This is a genomic window from Clostridium kluyveri, assembly GCF_001902295.1.
Taxonomy (GTDB): Bacteria; Bacillota; Clostridia; order Clostridiales; family Clostridiaceae; genus Clostridium_B; species Clostridium_B kluyveri_B.
In genome coordinates, this window is sequence record NZ_CP018335.1 from 331,536 (window position 1) to 352,909 (window position 21,374).

The window sequence follows — 21,374 nt, forward strand, 5'->3', positions numbered from 1 at the left end:
ACGATGGGTATAGATGGAAAAAAATATTACATGTCCTTTAACAGAGGAAAAAGTTAAAAATTTGAAAGTGGGAGACAGTGTGTTAATATCTGGAACTATATATACTGCTAGGGATGCTGCCCATAAAAGATTGATAAAATTAATAGAGGAAGGTAAAGAGCTTCCTATAAATATAAAAGATTCCATAATATATTATGCAGGACCTACTCCTGAAAAACCAGGTAATATTATAGGGTCTGTAGGTCCAACCACTAGTTATAGGATGGATTCTTTTACACCTATGTTATTAGACAAAGGGTTAAGGGGAATGATAGGAAAAGGTCTTAGGTCAAAAGAGGTTATAGAATCTATAAAAAAGAATAGAGGCATTTATTTTGCTGCTATAGGAGGTGCGGCAGCAATTATAGCAAAATGTGTAAAAAAAGTGGAGATAGTAGCCTATGAAGATTTGGATTCAGAAGCTATAAGAAAATTGGAAGTAAAAGATTTTCCTGTAATTGTAGTGATAGATTCAGAAGGAAATAATTTATATGAGATAGGGAAAAAAAATTACTTAAACTTTAGTAGTTCTGAAATTTAAAATTTCAACATACGTAAAAAATACAATGGAATCTTAAAAAAATTCTGCCTATTTACGACATAAAGCTTGTAGAGATCCAACGAAAAAAGTATAATTATGAGTATACTACTAAGTCTTAAAATTTAGAAAAGGAGGTTAAGAATATATAAGAATTAACAATTCTTATTGGTGTATTATGGGTATTGATTTAACTGTAAATGATTTTAATGCTAAAGGTGGCATAAATAAAGGGCAAAATGATGATAATATAAATAAAAATGAAGTTGATAGTGATGTAGAGGGAGAACTTATTAAATCCATATATGTAAATTGTATTTCAGAAAATTATAATGGAATAGATGCAATTATAGATAAAGAATATACTAGAGATGATATTATTAAAGATAAAAAAGAAAGAGAATGTAGGAGAAAATGGCTTATAAAGGATTATTTGGCACCTCTGCTCTCTATGAAAGTTAACTATCCAGGAATTTGTAAGAATAATTGTGTAAGCTTTGGAATAATGAAGATATTTTGCAGTTTGATAATTGATGAATTTAAAGATAGAATAATGTATAAAGATTTACAAGTAACAAGTGAAGGTCCTATACTAACCCTAGTTATTAATGGGGATGTCTGTAGTATAAAGAGAAGGGTTATTGGTATAGAAGAAAATCACATCTTGGGAAAATATATTGATATAGAAGTATATAATAGTGATGGAACTAAGGTTAGCAGAAAGAATCTTGGATTTAAACCTAAGAAATGCTATATGTGTGATGAAGAACTTTCAGATTGCATAAATGATAAAAGGCATGATGTAAATGAAATGAAACAGTGTATAAAAAATGAACTTGATAAGTATTTAAGGAACAATGAATTTAAAAATTAAGTCATGTGGAAAATTTAATTTTTAAGTAAATGATTTAGTCTTTCAGGCAGATTTTTCTGAAGGGCTAAATTAAAGCTGTTTAGGAGGAAATATAAATGGCTTTTAATAGAAAAAAAACTATAAATTCCAATCCACCTAGTAAAAATACATTGAAGATAAAAGGTATAATATTTTGTATTTTGTGTATTATGGCGGGAGTTTTAATAATCAAAGTTTATTACGATAATAGATATAAGAACAGCAATAAAGATTCACAAAATATCACCACAGAGAATTCAGTCATAAAAAAAGCAGATACCAGTCAGACTGAAAGTGAAAATAACAGAAAATTGGAACAAAAATATAAAGAAGTGGAAAAGTCTTTTAGTAATAAACAGTATGTAGATACTATAGCTAAAGCAGATGAAATAATCCGTGAAGATAATACATTTTATAAGGCTTATAATATAAAAGGAATAGCATTATGTTATAGCAACAATTATGAAGAAGGAATGAATAATATAGATAAATCTCTTAATTTAAATCCTGATTTTGGATATGCAAGGTTTAATAAAGCTCTTGCCTATGAACTTTATGGAAAATATGAAGAAGCCCTTAATTGGTATGATAAAGCCTTAGAAGTAGAAAATTATATATGGAGTTATTATGGCAAAGCAAGTATATATGGAAGGCGTGGAGATGTTTCAGATACAGTAAAATTTCTAAAAATAGCTATAGATATGTCCCCGGATATTAAGGAAATAGCCAGAGAAGAAGAAGATTTTAATCCTGTGAAAGATTCACAAGAATTTCAGGATTTAGTAGAATAGCATATCTGTTTTATATAACATAATCTCAGGAGGAAAATAAATGAAGAAAGGTATACCAGCTTCTAAAGGTTATGCAATAGGTAGGATAGTTATAAAAGAAGAAAGTGGATTAAAAATTGAAAATACATATGTGTCAAATGTATCAGAAGAAAAAGCAAGATTTGAACGAGCATTGATTTTATCTAAAAAACAGCTTGAAAAAATAAAAACAAAAACTAAACATCAGTTGGGAAAGGGTAAAGCAGAAGTGTTTGAGAGTCACATTATGCTTTTAGAGGATATAGAATTTGCAGGGGCAATAGAATTAAAAATAGAAAAAGAACATATAAATGCAGAAAAAGCCGTTTATGATATAGTAAATTTGTATATGGAAACTTTCAAACTTATGAAAGATGAATATATAAGAGAGAGAGCAATGGATATAAAAGATGTAGGTGATAGAATACTTTCCAATCTAACAGGAAATATAACATCCTTAGGAAATTTGAGTAGTAATACAGTAATTGCAGCTCACGATCTAACACCATCAGATACAGTTCAGTTGGACAAAAATAAAGTAATAGCTTTTATTACGGATCTTGGTGGAAAGACTTCTCATAGTGTTATTATGGCGAAAGCCTTCCAAATACCAGCGGTAGTAGGTATGAAGGATATAACAAGTTATGTTAAAAATGGAGATTTGGTTATTGTAGATGGTGTAGAAGGGATAGTCATGGTAAACCCCAGCAAAGAATTAGTGGAAAAGTATAAAATTAAAATAGAAGAATATGGTATAGAAAAAGAAAAACTTAAAAGTATAATAAATTTAAAGACAGTTACAAAATCAGGAAAGCAGATAAAACTTTTAGGAAATATAGAGAGATGTGAGGATGTAGAGCAGGTCATAAAAAATGGTGGAGATGGTATAGGACTTTTTAGAACTGAATTTTTATATATGGATAGAGATGCTATGCCGCAGGAAGATGAGCAGTTTGAAGCATATAAGTATGTGCTTGAGAAGATGAAAAATAAGCCTGTAGTTATAAGAACGTTGGATATAGGTGGAGATAAAAAATTACCATACTTTCCTATGGAGGAAGAATGCAATCCTTTTTTGGGTTACAGATCCATTAGAATATGTCTTGATAGAAAGGATATATTTAAAGTTCAACTTAGAGCTCTTTTAAGGGCGTCAGTTTTTGGGAATTTAAAAATAATGTTTCCTATGATAAGTTCTGTAGGAGAATTTTTACAAGCTAAAGAAGTATTAAAAGAATGCATGGAAGAACTTGCTTTAGAAAAAAGGGAATTTAATAGGGAACTACAAGTTGGAATAATGGTGGAAGTACCTGCTGCGGCCATAAATGCAGATGAAATGGCCAAATATGCAGATTTTTTTAGTATTGGAACTAATGATTTAATACAATATACTCTAGCTGTAGACAGAGTAAATGAAAAGGTAGCCTATCTCTATGATCCAATGCACCCAGCAGTGTTATCTCTTATAAAGACCACCATAGAAGCTGCACATAAAAATAAAAAATTATGCAGTATGTGTGGAGAAATGGCATCAGATGAGAATGCAATTAAATATTTAGTAGAATGTGAATTAGATGAATTTTCCATGAGCCCTCAATCTATATTAAAAATAAAGCAATTTATTAAAAGTTATTGTTAAAAGTAGAGTTGGCATAGTTTTTAGCAGGAAAATATTATGATATAATTTAGTTAAGATATATGATAGGAATAATACCAGAGATTATATAAAAGGGGGATTACACGATGAAATTTAAAAAAGTGAATTTTCTAATATGCTTGTCTTTGATGGTTTTAGCTTTATCATTTACAGCTTGTTCTTCTGATAAAAATACTTCTTCTAATAAGGTAAATACTAATACTTCTTCTAATAACAATGATAAAAAGGTAAACTCAGATACCGCAGCTGTTGATACTAAGGATAAAGATAATGAACAAACAACACAAAATAATGGTTCTTCCTCAAGTGGTACTAAAAATACAAGTGGAATAAATTTTATAAAAAAACAATTGGATAGTAGTACGGAAATAACCTTTAATACTGATTGGAAAAATTCAGAAGATGGAAGTTATAGTGCTTGTATAGAGGGTAAGGGCAGTGAAGCCTTAGAAGAAGGTGTAGGAAAAATAATAATAAAAAGCGGACAAAATCTTTATAGTTATGAAATAGAGAATAATACTCAAATATCACCTAAATATGTAGAATGGGCTGATGGAAAAAACCTATTTGTAGTCGTAGCATCTTCCCATGGAACACTAGCAAAAGGGGGAGATTTGTATATGCTTAATGTAAATACAGGAGAAGTTTCACTTTTAATAAAGGATTCAAGTAAAAAACAACAGATAATGTCTGTACAAAAAGATGGAAATAATATAAATTTGAAAGTGAATATCTATGATGATGATGCATATAATGAATCTCATGTAGAAGATTGGGTTATTACTTCCTTTAATACAAGCTTAAGCGGTAAGATAGAAGTTAAAAATTCTGATGGGAAAGTAGTATATAAGATAAATGAATAAATCACAGAAAATATATAATAGGGCCTTAAATAAATATAATAACGGATATATAAATGCTGCCATAAAGTTATGTGAGGAAAGTATATCTATAGATATAAAAAATAAAGCATCAATTAATCTTAAAGGGCTTTTGTTATATTTAAAAGGTGATTTGGATAAGGCACAGAAGCTCTGGAAAATGAATTATCAGGTTAATGGGGATGAAGTTGCCCAAAAATATCTTGAGAGTTCAAAGAAAGATAATGAGAAAATTCAATTCTATAAAAAAGCTCTAGGATTGATTGAGAAATTTAAAATAGATGAGGCCTTAGTATTATTAGAAGAATGTACTGAAAGTGATTTTAATTACATCAATGTAAATAACTACAGTGCATTGTGCTATATGAAAAAAGGTCAATATGCTAAAGCTTTGGAGAAGATAAACAATGTACTTAAGCTGGATGTTAAAAATATTGAGGCTAAAGAAAATATAAAATTGCTTGAAAACATAGATATAATAAGCAAAAAAAATAATATTAAAAAAGTATGTTGTATTTCTTTTATTGGTATTTTAATAGCTTGTGGTATATTTCTAATTGTGAATAAGGGCAATAAATCAATTGTAGGGTTTATAAAATTTTTTAATATAGGAACCATGAAAGCACAAAATATAAATTATGAAAATAATAAAAAGATTGAAAATGTCAATGGAAAAATTGATAAAAATATAAAGAAAACTTTTCCTCTTGAGGATATGGGAAATTATATAAAAAATAAAGATTATGATTCTATGTATGTACAGGTTATGAACTGGAGGAGTGATAAACTGAACTCTAATGAGGAGAATTTGCTATCTGAGGCATATAAGCTTTTAACTACAGAAGGATGTGTTTATTTTTATAATTTAGGGTGTAACTATTTAAAAAATAAAGATTATAATAATGCAAAGACTTATTTAAAAAAATCCTATGAATTTGGAACAGGAAATGAATTATATCCTCATATAATTTATATGCTTGGAACTTCTTTCGATTTATCGGGAGATTTAAAAGGATCTATAAAATATTATGAAGAATATGATGGTAATTTTTCTGATGGAAGTTATGAAGAAACGGTGTTATATAGGCTTGCTGTCATATATAAAGATTTAAATATGGAACAATCTAAAAGCTATGCTAAAAAATTAGTAAACACTTATCCTGAATCTATTTATAATAATTCACAAATAAATAATTTAATAAATTAAGGACTAAAAAAAGTTGACGTGAGAAATAATATAATATACAATATAATTAAAAGACATACCCCTATGGGGTATAAGGAGGGTGAAAAATGGTAGAGGAAATAAAAGATATAAATTTTTCAGAATCTGTTAAGGAATCATCAACTCCAGTGGTAGTTGATTTTTGGGCTTCATGGTGTGGTCCTTGCAAAATGCTTTCACCTGTTATGGAAGAGGTTGCTAGTGAACTACAAGGAAAAGCTAAATTTTTCAAGATAAATGTAGATGAAAATCCCGTTACAGCAGCTCAATTTAAAATTGGAAGTATTCCAACTGTAATGGTGTTCAAAGATGGAAGTATAGTGGAACAATTTATTGGTTTTAGGCCTAAAGATACAATAAAAGATGTTTTAGAAAAACACATATAAAATGAGTGTTTTATAATTGGAATAAAAATGCATTAGGGGGTGAGGTTAATTGGAACATAGATATGATATCGCCATAATAGGCAGTGGCCCTGCCGGAATTTCTGCTGCTATTAATGCTAAGATAAGGAATAAAGATATCATTATTTTTGGCAATGAAGAACTTAGTGATAAATTGATTAAGGCTCCTAAGATTAGCAATTATATTGGATTCCCAGATATAACAGGATTGGAGTTAAAAAGTAAATTCCAAAATCATTTAGATATCATGGGAATAAACATAACATTTGAAAAAATAAATTCCATATATGCTATGGGACAATATTTTGCTCTTGCAGTTAATGAAAAGATGTATGAGGCAAAGGCAGTCGTACTGGCTACAGGTGTAGAATATACAAAACCTTTAAAAGGGGAACAAGAATTTCTAGGCAGAGGAGTAGGCTATTGTGCAACCTGTGATGCACCTCTTTATAAAGATAAAACGGTCACTGTTATTGGCTACAATAAAGAAGCGGAAAAAGAAGCCAACTATGTAAGTGAACTTGCAAGTAAAGTATATTATATACCTGTATATAGGGAAAGTCCTAATTTAAAAGATAATGTGGAAGTGATACAAGATAAAGTCTTAGAGATATATGGTACAGATAAAGTAGAAAGAGTCGTTCTAAAGTATAAATCAATAAGTACAGATGGGGTTTTTGTATTAAAAAGCAGTATTGCACCAGATCAGCTTATGCCAGGACTTATTTTAGAAGCAGGGCATATAAAAGTAGATGTAAACATGAGAACAAATATAGAGGGCTGTTTTGCAGCAGGAGATTGTACAGGAAAACCATATCAGTATATGAAAGCTGTGGGTCAGGGACAGATAGCTGCACTTAATGCTGTTTCATATCTGGATAAATCAAGTTATTCTTAGGTTCATATAAAATATTGGTTTAAGATTTGGCTATTGAAAAGAGGCAGGTGCATCTTTCCAATAATCAAATCTTAAATTTGTGTATGGTTAAATAAATTTGTAAAAATTATAATAATTCATGTTTTAGAATTTCTCTATAGGTATTTTTTAATGCTATAAATTGACCACCGATATAATATCCCTTATCACTTAAATTAATATGATTAACTTTAATTGTAGCGGGAATAGTTATATTTTTATACTTAAAAATAGCTTCAACTAAATCATTTTTTTCCATTATATGTTCTGATAGAAAGCCTATGCCAGAAATTGATATATCTATTCCTAATACTTTATGATTGCATTTCTTATAGTTTATACTGATAATTTTAAAGTTATCCATATATTTGAGACGTTCATTTGTTCTTAAATTTTTTTTGATTTTTACTTTTCTATTAAGTAAATTACTATAACTGTATATCATAAATAAGACTCCCCCTTTATATGTTTATAAATTTTATGTAAAATATTCATCTGATTAAACTCCATAGTTATGCAATTCCTGAATGTTAAAGAAGAGTTGTGTAAAGCAATCTTTAAATTACTCTACACAACCCTTTTTTTAATTTACTATAAAAAACACATGGTTTCCTATATATTTAATATTTTTCTTATTAATATTTTTCATCCACTCTGATGTAGCTATCTCTGGATTATAAAAGAAAGTAGATCTTCCTGTAGGATCCACTCCTTTTAATGCCTGTGCTACTGCAGTGTAGCTATTTTGGTTTGGAGTTACATTTATATCTCCATTTTTTACACAAGAAAAAGCTCCTTTTTGTTTTATGACGCCCTGTATTGTCTTTGGAAATTCAGGATATTGCACTCTGTTTAATATTACAGATGCCACAGCTACCTGGCCTTCAAAAGGTTCAGAATTACTTTCAGCATAAACCACTTTAGCCATTAAGTCCACGTCATCCTGAGTTATGTATATCTTTTGGTTAGAGTAATTAAATACCTGCACAATCTCGTCTTGCTGATTAAATAACGTAGAATTATCATTGTTAGCTTCCTCTGCACTTACTTTTACAGAGAATGTTAGTAGTAATAACGAAAAAATTATAAAACAAAAAAATTTTTTCAAAATATATCCTCCTTATTACCGACGGGGTTAGCTGACGGGTTCGGAAAAGGCATAACCTACGTAATAAATTACGATTCACCCCAAAATAGTACTGGTTTCCCCGTGTTTTTTATAAAACTTAGGCTAATGATATTGTACCCACTTAGTAAAATAAAATACTAAAAAATATACTTTATTAAAAATTTATTAAAATAAGTACTGCAGACATATAAACAATGCTAAATGGTATATAATTAATATAGATGTCAATAACAACAGGATGGTGAAATTAGTGGAGCTATTGCAGCTAACGGTTAATTCAGTAAAAAATATAAGTATAACATCTATTATGGATATACTGGTAGTAGCATATATACTCTATAAAGTATATATGCTTATAAAGGAGACTAGGGCAGAGCAACTTTTAAAGGGAATTATGCTTATAATATTTCTTATACCTATAAGTAGTTTTTTCAATTTAGTGATGCTTAATTGGATACTTACAAAAACTTTAACTATAGGAGTTTTGTCTATTGTAATTATATTTCAGCCGGAAATTCGCAGGGCGCTTGAACATTTAGGAAGAACGGCTTTTAACGATAAGCATATATTGGCGGATGAGGAGATAATGGAAAAGGTTGTAACAGAAATTGTAACTTCTGTAGAAAGTTTATCGCAGAGTAAAACTGGAGCTATTATTGTCATAGAGCAGGTAACAGGCCTTGGTGATGTAATAAATACAGGAACAAAGTTAGATGCAGTAGTATCTTCTTCACTTTTAGAGAACATATTTGTGGTAAATACTCCTCTACATGATGGGGCAACTATAATAAGAAATGATAGAATAGTGTCAGCAGGCTGTTTTTTGCCCCTTACAAATAATAACCAATTAAATAAAAAATTAGGAACAAGACACAGAGCAGCAATTGGAATATCGGAAAACTCTGATGCTTTGGTTATAGTGGTATCAGAAGAAACTGGTATAATTTCTTTTGTGGCCAATGGAAAGCTTATGAGAAATTATACAAAAGATAGATTAAAAAAAGTTCTTACTGCTATAATGAAAAAAAGATTTCAAAGCAAAGCTACATGGAGAGAGAAGGTGATTGAGTGGAAGGAAAAATTAAAGAAAATCAAATTTTAATAAAAATATGTTGTGTTGTTGCAGCATTTATTTTATGGCTATATATATACAATATAGAAAATCCTACAGTGGAAAGAAAAATTACAGTGCCTGTAACCGTGGTTAACAAAGGTATACTTGCTCAATCAAAACTTGTACAAGTTGGAAAAAAAGAATTTAGTGTATCTCTTCTTGTAAAAGGAAATGCTTCCGACTTATATTCTATCAAGGCTGCTGATTTTGAATTGCAGTTGGATTTGAATTCTTATGTTATGAAAAAAGGGGAAAATACTGTACCCGTATCAGTGAAGAAAAGTCCTGATGATATAACTATTATTAATAATGAAAATCTATGGATAAAACTTCAATTAGATGAATTAAAACAAAAAACTTTTTCTATAAAAGCAGTGTCCCAGGGTAAAGTTAAAGAAGGATATTATGCACTAGAACCTATATTGGCAATACAACAGGTAGAAATTAGTGGGGCGGAAGATGTAATAAATAAAGTAAAAACGGTTGTAGGAAGTTATGATTTAAAATCTGCCTCCTCAAATATAAACACTTCATTAGCATTACAAGCACAGGATGTATCAGCCAATGTATTAGGGGATGTAGTTATTAAGCCATCTTCTGTTAAGGTTACTATACCTGTTGTTAAAATTAAAACTGTTCCAATAAATATCAAATTGCAGAATGATGCTTCAGATATCAGTAAATCAATAACTGTAGAACCGGAAAAAGTGGATATAGCAGGAGAGGAAAAGGTTATTAAAGATATAAATGGAATAGATACGGAATCTATTGATTTAAGTAAAATTCAAGGTGAAGAAAACATTCAGGCAAAGTTGATAGTGCCGCAAGGTGTAAAACTGGTTACTGGTACTGGAATAGTGAAATTAAAAATAAATTCAAGTGAATTAAATAATTCTAATAAAACTTCTCAGAAGGAAATGAATCTAAATATACAGATTAAAAATTTAAATGATGCTTATACAGCCCAATTGAGTTCTAATAGTGTATCTGTAGTAGTTTCTGGCTCTGAAAGTATTATAAATAATTTAAGTGAAAATAGCATATCCTGTTATGTAGATGCTAGTTCTTTAACAGAAGGAGAACAAACTGCAGGAGTAGTTATATCTCTTCCAGAGGGGGTATCCTTAGTATCTCAGGATGTACAAAATGTTAAGTTACAAGTTAGTAAAAAAACATCGGAGGAACAAAATGCCAATAGTAATCAATAATTTAAATATAAGTCTGGATCAAAGTCATGATGAGTTAAAAGCAAAAGCTGCTAAAAAGCTGAAGATAAGTAGTAGATATATTAAAGACTTTAAAATACTTAAAGAGTCTATAGATGCCAGGAAAAAAAATGATATAAAATTTAACTATTCAGTGAAAATAGTTTGTGAGAATGAAAAAAAAATAGTATCGAAGTTAAAGAATAGAGATATAAAAATAGAAGAGGAAGGTTTAAAGGATAAATTGATTTGTGGTACAAAAAAAATGGAAACCAGGCCCATAATTGTGGGAATAGGACCTGCAGGTATGTTTGCAGGTCTTTTACTGGCGGAAAATGGATATAAACCTTTGATAATAGAAAGGGGAGAAAAAATTGAGGAAAGGACGTTAACTGTAAATAAATTTTGGAATACTGGAGAATTAAATCTTGAATCTAATGTACAATTCGGAGAAGGGGGAGCGGGCACTTTTTCTGATGGAAAGCTCACTACCAGGATAAAGGATAAAAAGTGTCATTTTATTCTGGATATTTTTGTGAAATATGGGGCTCCGGAGGAAATAATATATAGTGGCAAGCCGCATATAGGAACGGATAACTTAAAAATAGTAGTTAAAAATATAAGAAATAGAATATTGGAATTAGGAGGAGAAATATTATTTAAAAGTAAATTAGAAGATTTGATTGTAGCACATAAAAAGTTAAGAGCTGTGGTGGTAAATGGCAGTGAAATCTCTTGTGATAATTTAATATTGGCTATTGGACACAGTTCTAGGGATACATATAAAATGCTCTACGAAAGAGATGTATTTATGGAACCTAAAGCATTTGCCATAGGGGTTAGAGTAGAGCATTCTCAATACATGATAGATATAAATCAATATGGAAAATCTGCAGGCCATCCAAAATTAAAAGCCTCAGATTATAGATTAGTATATAAAAGTAAAGAAGGAAGAGGTGTCTACAGTTTTTGCATGTGTCCTGGAGGAGAAGTAGTAGCTGCAGCCTCTGAGGAGGGCAGGCTTGTAACTAACGGTATGAGCTATTATAATAGGGCATCAAATAATGCAAATTCTGCTATAGTTGCAACTGTGGGAGAAAAAGATTTTCCGGGAAGCTCTCCACTTAAAGGCATAGAATTTCAAAGGTATTATGAGAATTTGGCCTATAATACTGGAGGAGGAAATTACATTGCTCCAGTACAGTTAATTAGAGATTTTTTAGAAGACAAAGTAACTTATAAACTGGGAGATGTAAAATCAACTTATAAGCTAGGATATGAATTTAGGGATTTAAATTTGTGTCTTCCCGAAAAGGTAGCTTCGTCATTGAAAGAAGGATTTAATGATTTTGAGAGAAAGATAAAAGGGTTTTCAGAAGGGGACGGGATTATGATAGGAGTTGAAACTAGAACATCTGCACCGGTTAAAATAGTTAGAAATACTAATTTGGAGAGTATTTCAGTAGAAGGATTATATCCCTGCGGTGAGGGGGCAGGATTTGCAGGAGGTATAGTATCTGCTGCAGTGGATGGATTAAAAGTGGCTGAAAATATAATGAAAATTTATAGCAGTCTTGATAAATAATATATAAGAGCCTCTTTACAAGAAGGGTACACAGTCAAATACATAATAAATATAAATTTTCAAGTTCAAAATTAAAAAAATTGTTTTAATAATGTTATTTTGTATTCCATTTATTTATAAAACGTGATATACTAAAGAAAATAGATTGTTTACATATTAACAATATGAATAATTCATAATACCAATATAAGTATAGTGTATTGAAAATTATAAAAAATAAATTACAAATAAATGTAACTTATTTTAAAACATGGAAAAATTTTTGTAATTTAAGGTTATATATGGGTTGTATTTTTTAGCTGTGATATGTTGATTTAAAATAGATTGTTTATATATTAACAATTTGTATAATGTAATTTTAATTCTATAACTGTAAAGAATTTGTGAATTTTCAATAGATTTTTTAATTAATATGCTATCTATATAATAAAAATTTTAATAAATAAGTCTTGCATAAGAATCCCATCAAATTGTTCTATTTTACCCTGTGATAATAATAGGACAGTCTGATGGGATTTTTATATTACTATAAATCAATAGATTTAAATTACATTGTAGAAATATTTTTAATATAATATAATATAATATGGATATTTTAATTAAAGAAAATTAACTTTTAATAAGCGAGGTTATTAATATGCATAGAATGTTTGGGACCGATGGGGTAAGAGGAATTGCCAATAAGGAGTTAACTCCAGAATTAGCATATAAATTAGGAAAGGCAGGAGCATATGTACTGACAGGTAGGTGTCATAGACCTAAAATACTTGTAGGAATGGATACTAGAATATCTGGAGATATGCTTGAGAATGCATTAGTTTCGGGCATCCTTTCTATAGGAGCAGAAGCTATTTGTGTTGGAATAATACCTACTCCGGCAGTTGCCTATTTAACTAGAAAGTATAATGCAGATGCAGGAGTTGTTATATCAGCATCCCATAATCCTGTGGAATATAATGGAATAAAATTTTTTAATGGTAAAGGATATAAACTATCAGATGAGTTAGAAGACAAAATACAATATGTTATTGAAAGTAATTTTAAGGATGTATCTATCCCCATAGGATCGAAAGTGGGAAGAAAAATCATGGAGACAGGAGAAGCCAGAAAAGCCTATATAGAATTTGCTAAGTCTACTATAGATACAGATTTGAAAGATTTAAAGGTAGTATTGGATTGTGCAAATGGAGCATCTTATGTAACTTCTGTAAAAGCTTTTGAAGAATTAGGAGCAAAAGTAAAGGTTATAAATAGTGAACCCGATGGAATAAATATAAATCACAATTGTGGTTCAACACATCCAGAAAATCTCATGGAAACTGTAGTAGAAGAAGGCTATGATATGGGACTTGCCTTTGATGGAGATGCAGATAGATGTTTGGCGGTAGATGAAAAAGGAAATCTTATAAATGGAGATTTTATTATGGCTATAATAGCAAAACATCTAAAGAATCAGGGAAAGTTATATAAGAATGTAGTGGTATCCACTGTGATGAGTAATATTGGTTTTGATATAGCATTGAAAGAAGAAGGAATAAATACAATAAAAACTCAGGTGGGAGACAGATATGTACTAGAAGAGATGAAAAAAGAGGGATACAAATTAGGGGGAGAACAGTCTGGACATATAATTATGCTGGATTACAATACAACGGGAGATGGATTAATTACTGCCCTTCAAATAGCTTGTATAGTTAAAAAAAGTGGTAGAAAACTATCTGATATTGCTTCTATGATGAAAAATCTTCCCCAAACTCTTGTAAATGCCAAGGTTCCTGATGATAAGAAAAAGATATATATGGAAGATGAAGAAATAGTATTAAAGATTAAGGAAATAGAAAGAAAACTGCATGGATGTGGAAGAGTATTAATAAGGGCTTCAGGAACGGAACCTTTGGTTAGAGTTATGTTAGAAGGAGAAGAACAAGGTGAAATAGATAAAATGGCTCATAATTTAGCGGAGTTAATTGAAGTTAAATTAAATTAGTAATGTTAAGATAATAAAATACATTGTCATAAAATTTGACAGTGTGTTTTTTTATTTGTGTACATTTTATGAATTAAAAAGATTTATAAAGTGTAAATTATTAGTTGACAAAAAATAAGTGAAAAGAATATAATAAGTTAACAGCTTTAATGCTGTAATATTTTTGAAGGAAGGTGTGTATATTTTATTATAAGATGTAAGTATAAAAAGCGCCAGAACTCAGGAGATTTTTTAAAATATATATAATTATTTTAAATGTATAAATTACTTTGAGTTGACGAGGATGGGGAGTATCGAATCTTCGGCGGGTGCCCCACGGTATCGCACTACCGTTAACAGCTGGTAAAACCAAAAAGTGATTTTTGGTACAATATCAGCCTGGTGTTAAAACCTTTAATAAATTAAAGCCTTATAACTGGCTTTAAATAGCATAGTTGCCTGTTTAAAATTTTGATAATAATCAGGTTTTATTTGATTATGATTTTTGTATTCAATAGTTAATATTGAACTTTTATTAAAAAACTATGCTTAAGTTTATTATATTAAATATGAAAGGAAGATTAGTATGTGCGGAATAGTTGGCTTTGTTGGAAAAAAAGATGCATCACCTATTTTAATTGAGGGATTAAGTAAATTGGAATATAGAGGATATGATTCTGCAGGTGTTGCTATAATAGATAATGATCATATTAATGTATTGAAGTGTAAAGGAAGGCTTAAAAATCTTCAAAAAAAATTGTCAGGACATCCCCTAAAAGGCATAGTTGGAATTGGTCATACCAGATGGGCAACTCACGGTAAACCTTCAGATTTAAATGCGCATCCCCACAATAGTCAGGATGGAATAATAAGTGTAGTTCACAATGGAATAATAGAAAATTATTCACAACTTAGAGAGTGGCTTATTTCTAAAGGATATAAATTTGTATCTGAAACAGATACTGAAGTTATACCACAACTAGTGAATTATTTTTACAATGGAGACTTAGTTGAGGCAGTTATGAAAGCTGTATCTAAATTAAGAGGTAGTTATGCACTGGGAGTTATTTGTTCAAAAGAGCCAGGAAAATTGGTTGCAGTAAGGAAGGACAGCCCTCTTATAGTAGGCCTTGGAGAAGGTGAGTACTATATAGCTTCAGATATACCTGCTATATTGAATCATACCAGAGAGATATATCTTTTAAATGACAATGAGTTTGTAGTTATAACTGAAAGCGGTGTAAAACTTTTATCAGAGGATGGCAGTGAAGTTAAAAAGGATATATATCATGTTACCTGGAATGCAAATGCTGCTGAAAAGGGTGGATTTGAACATTTTATGATGAAAGAAATCCATGAACAGCCAAAGGCTATTAAAGATACAATGACATCTAGGATTATGATGGATAAGCCTATAACTTTGGATGATATAAAGATAACAAAAGATGAAATTAAAAATATAGATAAAATATATATAGTGGCTTGTGGAACTGCCTATCATGCGGGGATAGTTGGAAAATATGTAATTGAAAAGTTAGTTGGAATGCCGGTGGAAGTGGATATTGCTTCTGAATTTAGATATAGGGAACCTATAATAAATGAAAGGACACTTATGATAATTATAAGTCAGTCGGGAGAAACTGCAGATACGCTGGCGGCTTTAAGAGAATCAAAGGCCCGTGGAGCCAGAGTTATTGCCATAACCAATGTAGTGGGAAGTTCTGTATCCAGGGAAGCGGATGATGTTCTATATACCTGGGCAGGTCCTGAAATAGCAGTTGCTTCTACAAAAGCTTATGTAACTCAGCTTATTGCAATTTATATAATAGCTCTTTTCTTTGCACAGAATAAAAATACTATTAGTAAAGAAGAGATAGATGAAATAAAAAGAGAAATGCTTAGACTTCCTATAAAGGCAGAAGAAGTTTTAGGAAATAAAGAAGCAATCCATGAATTTGCAGCAAAGATTTTTAAAGAGGAAGACTTATTCTTTTTGGGAAGAGGACTTGATTATGCAGTTGCTTTAGAAGGTTCTTTAAAGTTAAAGGAAATATCCTATATCCACTCGGAAGCTTATGCTGGAGGGGAACTAAAGCATGGACCTATAGCACTTATTGAAGATGGAACTGTAGTTATTGCAGGGGCTACACAGGAAAAATTACTTGAGAAAATGATAAGTAATATTAAAGAAGTGACTACAAGGGGAGCTAAGGTCTTAGCTCTTACATCGGAGGGAAATAATGAAATTGAGGAAACAGTGGATTCTGTAATATATCTGCCAAAGGTAATGGATATATTAGCACCGGTGATTTCAGTAATTCCGCTGCAGCTTTTAGCATATTATATATCCATGCAAAAAGGGTGTGACGTAGACAAACCAAGAAATTTGGCCAAGTCAGTCACGGTGGAATAAAGGTAATGGATTAAGTAAAGTTTGTTGTAGTTTTGAAAGAAAGTTAAATCAAAATTAAATAGAATGCCAGTATTAAGCTGAGATATTTAGTATGGGAAAAAATATGAAAGCATATAAAGCTAGACATTTTAAATTAAGAATGCCTAGCTTTTTGTTATATTTAGAGATGGAAAAATGGCGAAAGGGAAAAGAACTCATAATATTGAGAAAATGATTAAAGAAGAATTAGAGGGGGAAGAGATAAATGTCCTTTGGTAATTCCAAATGACTTAAATGGTTCTTTAATACTAAAAGTAAGAATGAGGAGATGTTGACAGGTATATACATAAACATTAAAATAAAGGAAGTATATGAATATTAATGTAAAGATTAGATATATATGGTCAATTACATTAATATAAAAATACAATAAAGCAAATTAGTACATGGGAGAAAATAAATGGATTTTAAATTGGATATTGGTGAATTAACTAATACAATAAATGAAGATGAAAACATTATAAAGACATTAGAAGAAGAAAAAGAAAATATAAATAGAACTATAGCAGAGCTTACTGAAGCTGGATGGTCAGGTGAAGCAAAAGATAAATTTATGGAAAAGCATATTAAAAATCAGGAGTTTTATACAAATTTAATAGAAGATATAAAGTACGTGAAAAATGCTTTAGAAAATGAAGAAAAGCCAAGGGCAGTTAGGTTAAAAAAGCAAAGTGAGGATTTTGTAAACTGCATAAAAAGAAGTGGGGGTGGGACAGCCCTTACAAATGATGATACAGGAATTATTTCACTCCAATATGGGGGACAATTTCAAATAAATAACAATGTTAGTGAATGTATAGATAATTATAAAAAGATGAATTCTAAATTTGAAGAAATATTAAATTTAGCAAATAGTTTAAGTTTTACATCCTTCCCCATTGCAGATGATGTCCTCAATTTACAGAATTCGCTTAAAAATCAAACAACAAGTTTGACAGAATTTAATGACTCATTTAATACATATTGTAATGGTGTAAGAGATATGGAAGAAAATATATGTTCAGTATTTTCAAAAATATCAGGAATAACTGTAGGAATATCTGAATTCAGGGGTGTTTCTGCTATTTCAGAAAATGGACAAGTAGATAAGAATAAAGTAATACAGTTAATGTTAAAAAATCCAAATGACTTGACTAATGGGGAAAAAGAGCTATTATCATATGTAGAAAAAGTATTAAGTAAAGATGAATATAAGAAAATAAAAGAAACCGTATTTACATATGAAGAAGCAGAAAAATATATTAAGTGTGATATTTTAGGACTTAATGTAGGACTTAAGACATATTTTCCAAATGAGATATCTAATTTGCCTAAACAAATAACTTACGAAAAAGATGGATATATTTATACTTATGTTTTAACAGAAAATTCTCCACTTACATTTAATGGAGTAGAACTTCCTGATGATGATATAATAACAAAAGATGGTCAAGTAATTAGCAATAAATTATATGGTTATAAACTTTTTTATACTAATGAACCAAAGATATCGGCAGGAACTGTTTTTGTTTCACCTACAAAAGGGGCGGGAGAAGCTGAACGTGTGGTAAATGGAAAAGGCAATCCATATCCTAAGGTAGAAGTTGAGGGACACGGGGAAGTTCCATTTCCAGAAGGACCTTATGAACCTAATAATAGTAGTACCTTAAGGCCACAATTCACCGATTCTTACAAAAAGCAATTTAAAGAATGGTGGACTGGTCAAGGTAAGCCATGGCCAGAAGGAGAAGTTAACATACATCACATTAAACCACTATCTAAGGGTGGAGATAACAGCTTTGAAAATTTAGTTCCACTTGTACAGCCAGAAGAACATCAACCATTTACAAATTGGTGGCGTAGTTATCCACCAAAGAAATAAGGAGGTTAAACTATATATGAAAGGATTAATTGATTTTAACGCATTAATTAGCACATTAGATGGATTAAAGTTACAAAAATTAGATTGCGAGGGGAAAAGCATTGAAGTAAGGTTTGAGTTAAATGAACCAGCAAATATAGATGACATAATGAATGTTGAGAGAGAATTGGGAGTAAAGTTACCCGACTCATACAAGGAATTCTTAAAGAATTATAATGGTGCACGTATATTTGATTATGATGGTTTAGATGGGTTTATAATATTAGGAACAAAAGATATTCCTAAGGTAAATAAATTCGCTAAAGCTACATTTGAAGATGATTGGCTCGAAAGTATAATTATATTTGCAAAATATATTGGAGAAAGCAATTATTTGGGCTTTGATGGCTCCAAGGATGAAAGTGAGTACGCGGTTATCGATTGCTTTTTCGAAGAACTTCCAGAGGATTGGTCTCAAATAGCTATTAATTTTGACGATTTTCTTGAAAAAGTTGTAGAGCAACAAGGAAAAAAGTTCTGGTTGAGTTAACTTGTATTAAAGTTAAACTGACTACAGAATTATACCGATACTCACTTCAAAACTTCATATGATATGTTTAAAAATCAAAATGATTGATATATATTGTCTCTGAATGAAACAATATTTTGAAGTATAGCTGCATAATTGTAATAATGCAGTGAAAAGATGAAATGAATCAGCTGAATTTAAGTAGGCTGGTTCATTATTTCTTTAGCAGTTAACATATGCTATAAATACATTCTTCAAAAGAACTACATTAATTACTACTGATAGTAAAGAAAGATCTCCTGAAGGAATATAGATATTGGCCCTGTCAAGTTCTATTTTAACGTTTTTGTTTTCTTTCACATCATTCTTTATATTTGTAAACCTGGATGTTCTACCCTTTACCTCAATTGCATGAAATGGAGAAAATAAATGGATTTTAAATTAGACATAGGTGAATTAACTAATACAATAAATGAATATGAAAACATTATAAAGACATTGGAAGAAGAAAAAGAAAATATAAATAAAACTATCGCAGAGCTTACTGAAGCTGGATGGTCAGGTGAAGCAAAAGATAAATTTATGGAAAAGCATATTAAAAATCAGGAGTTTTATACAAATTTAATAGAAGATATAAAGTACGTGAAAAATGCTTTAGAAAATGAAGAAAAGCCAAGGGCAGTTAGGTTAAAAAAGCAAAGTGAGGATTTTGTAAACTGCATAAAAAGAAGTGGGGGTGGGACAGCCCTTACAAATGATGATACAGGAATTATTTCACTCCAATATGGGGGACAATTTCAAATAAATAACAATGTTAGTGAATGTATAGATAATTATAAAAAGATGAATTCTAAATTTGAAGAAATATTAAATTTAGCAAATAGTTTAAGTTTTACATCCTTCCCCATTGCAGATGATGTCCTCAATTTACAGAATTCGCTTAAAAATCAAACAACAAGTTTGACAGAATTTAATGACTCATTTAATACATATTGTAATGGTGTAAGAGATATGGAAGAAAATATATGTTCCGTATTTTCAAAAATATCAGGAATAACTGTAGGAATATCTGAATTTAGAGGTGTTTCTGCTATTTCGGAAAATGGACAAGTAGATAAGAATAAAGTAATGCAGTTAATGCTAAAGAATCCAAATGACTTGACTAATGGGGAAAAAGAGCTATTATCAAGCTATTATCATATGTAGAAAAAGTATTAAGTAAAAATGAATATGCTGAATTAAAAGAACAAGCGATAAAGGGAGATAATGGTCAAGAGATAGCCCATAATTTAAAATTAAAGTTTGGTGACACAAGTATATATGATATGGACCATTTTTTGGAATTAGCAAATAATGATGGTTTTCTTAAGTCTATAAAGAAGGCTGGGAAAGATTTTATAATAGGAGCAGGTAATTCACTTGATAAAAATATTTTTTTGGGGACTGTATTTACTGTTGGTGGAATAAATCAAAGCGGTATGCCTAAATCAATACCATATAAAATAGGTGAGTTAGCTGGTGATATAGGGTCATTTGCATTTGGAGCTGCAGAGGCTGGAACTGGAGTCGGAGGAGAGCTTTTAGGGTTTACAGCAGATGGTACAGTAGTACTCGCTCCCGCTGGTGTTGCTTTAAACGCTGCAAGTTTAGGTCTTGTAACCCATGGGGGTGCTGCTACAATTAAATCAGCACATAATTTTAGTGAAGACTTGTTCTCATTGATTAAAGGTGAAGGGAATAAGGGGTCGGCTGAAGCTGATTTTACAGGTAAATTAAGAGGGGAAGATGTTACATTAAAAGATGTAAAAACGCAAGAAATATCATATGTAAAAAGAGATACTGCAGAATTAAATAGTTTAAGAAGTGCTTTTAATAAAACTGTTAGGAGTGATTTCGTAAAGGATTTATCAAAAAACATAGAGTACTTAAAAGAAGCTGGATTTTCAGATAAAGATATCTTAAAAATGCAGAATGGGAGAATACCAGATGGATGGCAAGTTCATCATAAGTTACCATTAGACGACAGTGGTACAAATAGCTGTGATAATTTAGTTCTAATACAGAATGAACCGTATCACAAGGTTATCACAAATTATCAAAATTCTTTTGCTAAAGAATTAAAGATAGGTGAGATAAAAAAAGTCGAATGGCCAATTCCAGATGGAAATATTTATCCTGAAAAACATTAAAGAG

Annotated in this window: 20 protein-coding genes and 1 riboswitch; of the genes, 17 read left to right on the plus strand and 3 right to left on the minus strand. The window is 30.4% G+C overall.

From position 1 onward, the window contains the following. The first annotated feature begins 13 nt into the window (after nt 1–13). The 8 genes from BS101_RS01940 to BS101_RS01975 all read left to right on the plus strand — a co-directional run bounded on the left by BS101_RS01940 (nt 14) and on the right by BS101_RS01975 (nt 7,343). Nucleotides 14–580: a Fe-S-containing hydro-lyase gene (locus BS101_RS01940; protein WP_073537283.1), complete on the plus strand. Its 567-nt coding sequence runs from the start codon at nt 14–16 to the stop codon at nt 578–580. A 175-nt stretch (nt 581–755) separates the two neighbouring features. Continuing rightward, a complete protein-coding gene (citX, locus tag BS101_RS01945) occupies nt 756–1,451 on the plus strand; it encodes a citrate lyase holo-[acyl-carrier protein] synthase (RefSeq protein WP_073537284.1) in 696 nt (231 codons plus the stop codon). 95 nt (nt 1,452–1,546) lie between these two features. Next, nucleotides 1,547–2,260 (plus strand): tetratricopeptide repeat protein, encoded by a 714-nt coding sequence (locus tag BS101_RS01950; RefSeq protein WP_073537285.1) that lies wholly within the window; start codon nt 1,547–1,549, stop codon nt 2,258–2,260. A gap of 40 nt (nt 2,261–2,300) precedes the next feature. Further along, nucleotides 2,301–3,917, plus strand: coding sequence for a phosphoenolpyruvate--protein phosphotransferase (gene ptsP / locus BS101_RS01955; protein ID WP_073537286.1), 1,617 nt, complete (start codon nt 2,301–2,303; stop codon nt 3,915–3,917). A 104-nt stretch (nt 3,918–4,021) separates the two neighbouring features. Next, on the plus strand, nt 4,022–4,798 hold the full coding sequence (locus BS101_RS01960) for a DUF4652 domain-containing protein (RefSeq protein WP_073537287.1): 777 nt from the start codon (nt 4,022–4,024) through the stop codon (nt 4,796–4,798). After that, nucleotides 4,791–6,023, plus strand: a complete 1,233-nt coding sequence (locus tag BS101_RS01965) for a tetratricopeptide repeat protein (protein WP_073537288.1) — start codon at nt 4,791–4,793, stop codon at nt 6,021–6,023. The genes BS101_RS01960 and BS101_RS01965 overlap by 8 nt, the downstream gene beginning before the upstream one ends. 86 nt (nt 6,024–6,109) lie before the next feature. After that, a complete protein-coding gene (trxA, locus tag BS101_RS01970) occupies nt 6,110–6,427 on the plus strand; it encodes a thioredoxin (protein WP_073537289.1) in 318 nt (105 codons plus the stop codon). Between the two features lie 49 nt (nt 6,428–6,476). After that, nucleotides 6,477–7,343, plus strand: a complete 867-nt coding sequence (locus BS101_RS01975) for an NAD(P)/FAD-dependent oxidoreductase (RefSeq protein WP_073537290.1) — start codon at nt 6,477–6,479, stop codon at nt 7,341–7,343. 106 nt (nt 7,344–7,449) lie between these two features. Here the strand turns inward: BS101_RS01975 and BS101_RS01980 are convergent, their stop codons facing one another. Together BS101_RS01980 and BS101_RS01985 are read right to left on the minus strand one after the other, a co-directional pair. Next, a complete protein-coding gene (locus BS101_RS01980) occupies nt 7,450–7,806 on the minus strand; it encodes a PilZ domain-containing protein (protein ID WP_073537291.1) in 357 nt (118 codons plus the stop codon). Between the two features lie 138 nt (nt 7,807–7,944). After that, nucleotides 7,945–8,469, minus strand: coding sequence for a cell wall hydrolase (locus tag BS101_RS01985; RefSeq protein ID WP_073537292.1), 525 nt, complete (start codon nt 8,467–8,469; stop codon nt 7,945–7,947). Nucleotide 8,470: 1 nt separating this feature from the next. Further along, a riboswitch (cyclic di-AMP (ydaO/yuaA leader) is annotated at nt 8,471–8,604 on the minus strand. Nucleotides 8,605–8,740: 136 nt separating this feature from the next. Between BS101_RS01985 and cdaA the strand changes: the two genes are divergently transcribed. The 7 genes from cdaA (at nt 8,741) to BS101_RS02020 (ending at nt 19,202) form a co-directional block, all read left to right on the plus strand. Beyond that, complete coding sequence (gene cdaA / locus BS101_RS01990; protein WP_073537293.1) at nt 8,741–9,592, plus strand: diadenylate cyclase CdaA; 852 nt, start codon at nt 8,741–8,743, stop codon at nt 9,590–9,592. After that, nucleotides 9,559–10,812 (plus strand): CdaR family protein, encoded by a 1,254-nt coding sequence (locus BS101_RS01995; protein WP_073537294.1) that lies wholly within the window; start codon nt 9,559–9,561, stop codon nt 10,810–10,812. Before cdaA ends, BS101_RS01995 begins: the two co-directional genes overlap by 34 nt. Beyond that, a complete protein-coding gene (locus BS101_RS02000; protein ID WP_073537295.1) occupies nt 10,793–12,394 on the plus strand; it encodes an NAD(P)/FAD-dependent oxidoreductase in 1,602 nt (533 codons plus the stop codon). The genes BS101_RS01995 and BS101_RS02000 overlap by 20 nt, the downstream gene beginning before the upstream one ends. 637 nt (nt 12,395–13,031) lie before the next feature. Beyond that, nucleotides 13,032–14,381, plus strand: coding sequence for a phosphoglucosamine mutase (glmM, locus tag BS101_RS02005; RefSeq protein WP_073537296.1), 1,350 nt, complete (start codon nt 13,032–13,034; stop codon nt 14,379–14,381). A gap of 565 nt (nt 14,382–14,946) precedes the next feature. Continuing rightward, on the plus strand, nt 14,947–16,773 hold the full coding sequence (glmS, locus tag BS101_RS02010) for a glutamine--fructose-6-phosphate transaminase (isomerizing) (RefSeq protein WP_073537297.1): 1,827 nt from the start codon (nt 14,947–14,949) through the stop codon (nt 16,771–16,773). A 439-nt stretch (nt 16,774–17,212) separates the two neighbouring features. Continuing rightward, complete coding sequence (locus BS101_RS02015) at nt 17,213–18,673, plus strand: HNH endonuclease signature motif containing protein (protein WP_073537298.1); 1,461 nt, start codon at nt 17,213–17,215, stop codon at nt 18,671–18,673. Between the two features lie 16 nt (nt 18,674–18,689). Continuing rightward, nucleotides 18,690–19,202, plus strand: coding sequence for an SMI1/KNR4 family protein (locus BS101_RS02020; RefSeq protein ID WP_083585623.1), 513 nt, complete (start codon nt 18,690–18,692; stop codon nt 19,200–19,202). A gap of 201 nt (nt 19,203–19,403) precedes the next feature. On the opposite strand, the gene BS101_RS23165 is transcribed toward BS101_RS02020, so the two are convergent. Then, the gene (locus BS101_RS23165) at nt 19,404–19,541 is read right to left on the minus strand and encodes a hypothetical protein (protein WP_198039544.1); all 138 of its coding nucleotides are present in this window, start codon (nt 19,539–19,541) and stop codon (nt 19,404–19,406) included. A 69-nt stretch (nt 19,542–19,610) separates the two neighbouring features. On the opposite strand from BS101_RS23165, the gene BS101_RS02025 reads away from it, so the two are divergent. Together BS101_RS02025 and BS101_RS02030 are read left to right on the plus strand one after the other, a co-directional pair. Next, nucleotides 19,611–20,387 carry a WXG100 family type VII secretion target gene (locus BS101_RS02025; RefSeq protein ID WP_073537299.1) on the plus strand — a complete coding sequence of 259 codons (777 nt, stop codon included), beginning with the start codon at nt 19,611–19,613 and terminating at the stop codon, nt 20,385–20,387. 119 nt (nt 20,388–20,506) lie between these two features. After that, nucleotides 20,507–21,370 (plus strand): HNH endonuclease signature motif containing protein, encoded by an 864-nt coding sequence (locus BS101_RS02030; protein WP_073537300.1) that lies wholly within the window; start codon nt 20,507–20,509, stop codon nt 21,368–21,370. Nucleotides 21,371–21,374 lie beyond the last annotated feature (4 nt).

Bases quoted from the DNA above. Each gene is read 5' to 3' on its own strand.
- BS101_RS01950 (WP_073537285.1), top strand. From the start codon at position 1,547: ATGGCTTTTAATAGAAAAAAAACTATAAATTCCAATCCACCTAGTAAA.
- BS101_RS02000 (WP_073537295.1), top strand. From the start codon at position 10,793: ATGCCAATAGTAATCAATAATTTAAATATAAGTCTGGATCAAAGTCAT.
- trxA (WP_073537289.1), top strand. From the start codon at position 6,110: ATGGTAGAGGAAATAAAAGATATAAATTTTTCAGAATCTGTTAAGGAA.
- BS101_RS02015 (WP_073537298.1), top strand. From the start codon at position 17,213: ATGGATTTTAAATTGGATATTGGTGAATTAACTAATACAATAAATGAA.
- citX (WP_073537284.1), top strand. From the start codon at position 756: ATGGGTATTGATTTAACTGTAAATGATTTTAATGCTAAAGGTGGCATA.
- BS101_RS02020 (WP_083585623.1), top strand. From the start codon at position 18,690: ATGAAAGGATTAATTGATTTTAACGCATTAATTAGCACATTAGATGGA.
- BS101_RS01980 (WP_073537291.1), bottom strand. From the start codon at position 7,806: ATGATATACAGTTATAGTAATTTACTTAATAGAAAAGTAAAAATCAAA.
- BS101_RS01965 (WP_073537288.1), top strand. From the start codon at position 4,791: ATGAATAAATCACAGAAAATATATAATAGGGCCTTAAATAAATATAAT.
- BS101_RS02025 (WP_073537299.1), top strand. From the start codon at position 19,611: ATGGATTTTAAATTAGACATAGGTGAATTAACTAATACAATAAATGAA.
- BS101_RS02030 (WP_073537300.1), top strand. From the start codon at position 20,507: ATGGACCATTTTTTGGAATTAGCAAATAATGATGGTTTTCTTAAGTCT.
- glmM (WP_073537296.1), top strand. From the start codon at position 13,032: ATGCATAGAATGTTTGGGACCGATGGGGTAAGAGGAATTGCCAATAAG.
- BS101_RS01960 (WP_073537287.1), top strand. From the start codon at position 4,022: ATGAAATTTAAAAAAGTGAATTTTCTAATATGCTTGTCTTTGATGGTT.
- BS101_RS01940 (WP_073537283.1), top strand. From the start codon at position 14: ATGGAAAAAAATATTACATGTCCTTTAACAGAGGAAAAAGTTAAAAAT.
- glmS (WP_073537297.1), top strand. From the start codon at position 14,947: ATGTGCGGAATAGTTGGCTTTGTTGGAAAAAAAGATGCATCACCTATT.
- ptsP (WP_073537286.1), top strand. From the start codon at position 2,301: ATGAAGAAAGGTATACCAGCTTCTAAAGGTTATGCAATAGGTAGGATA.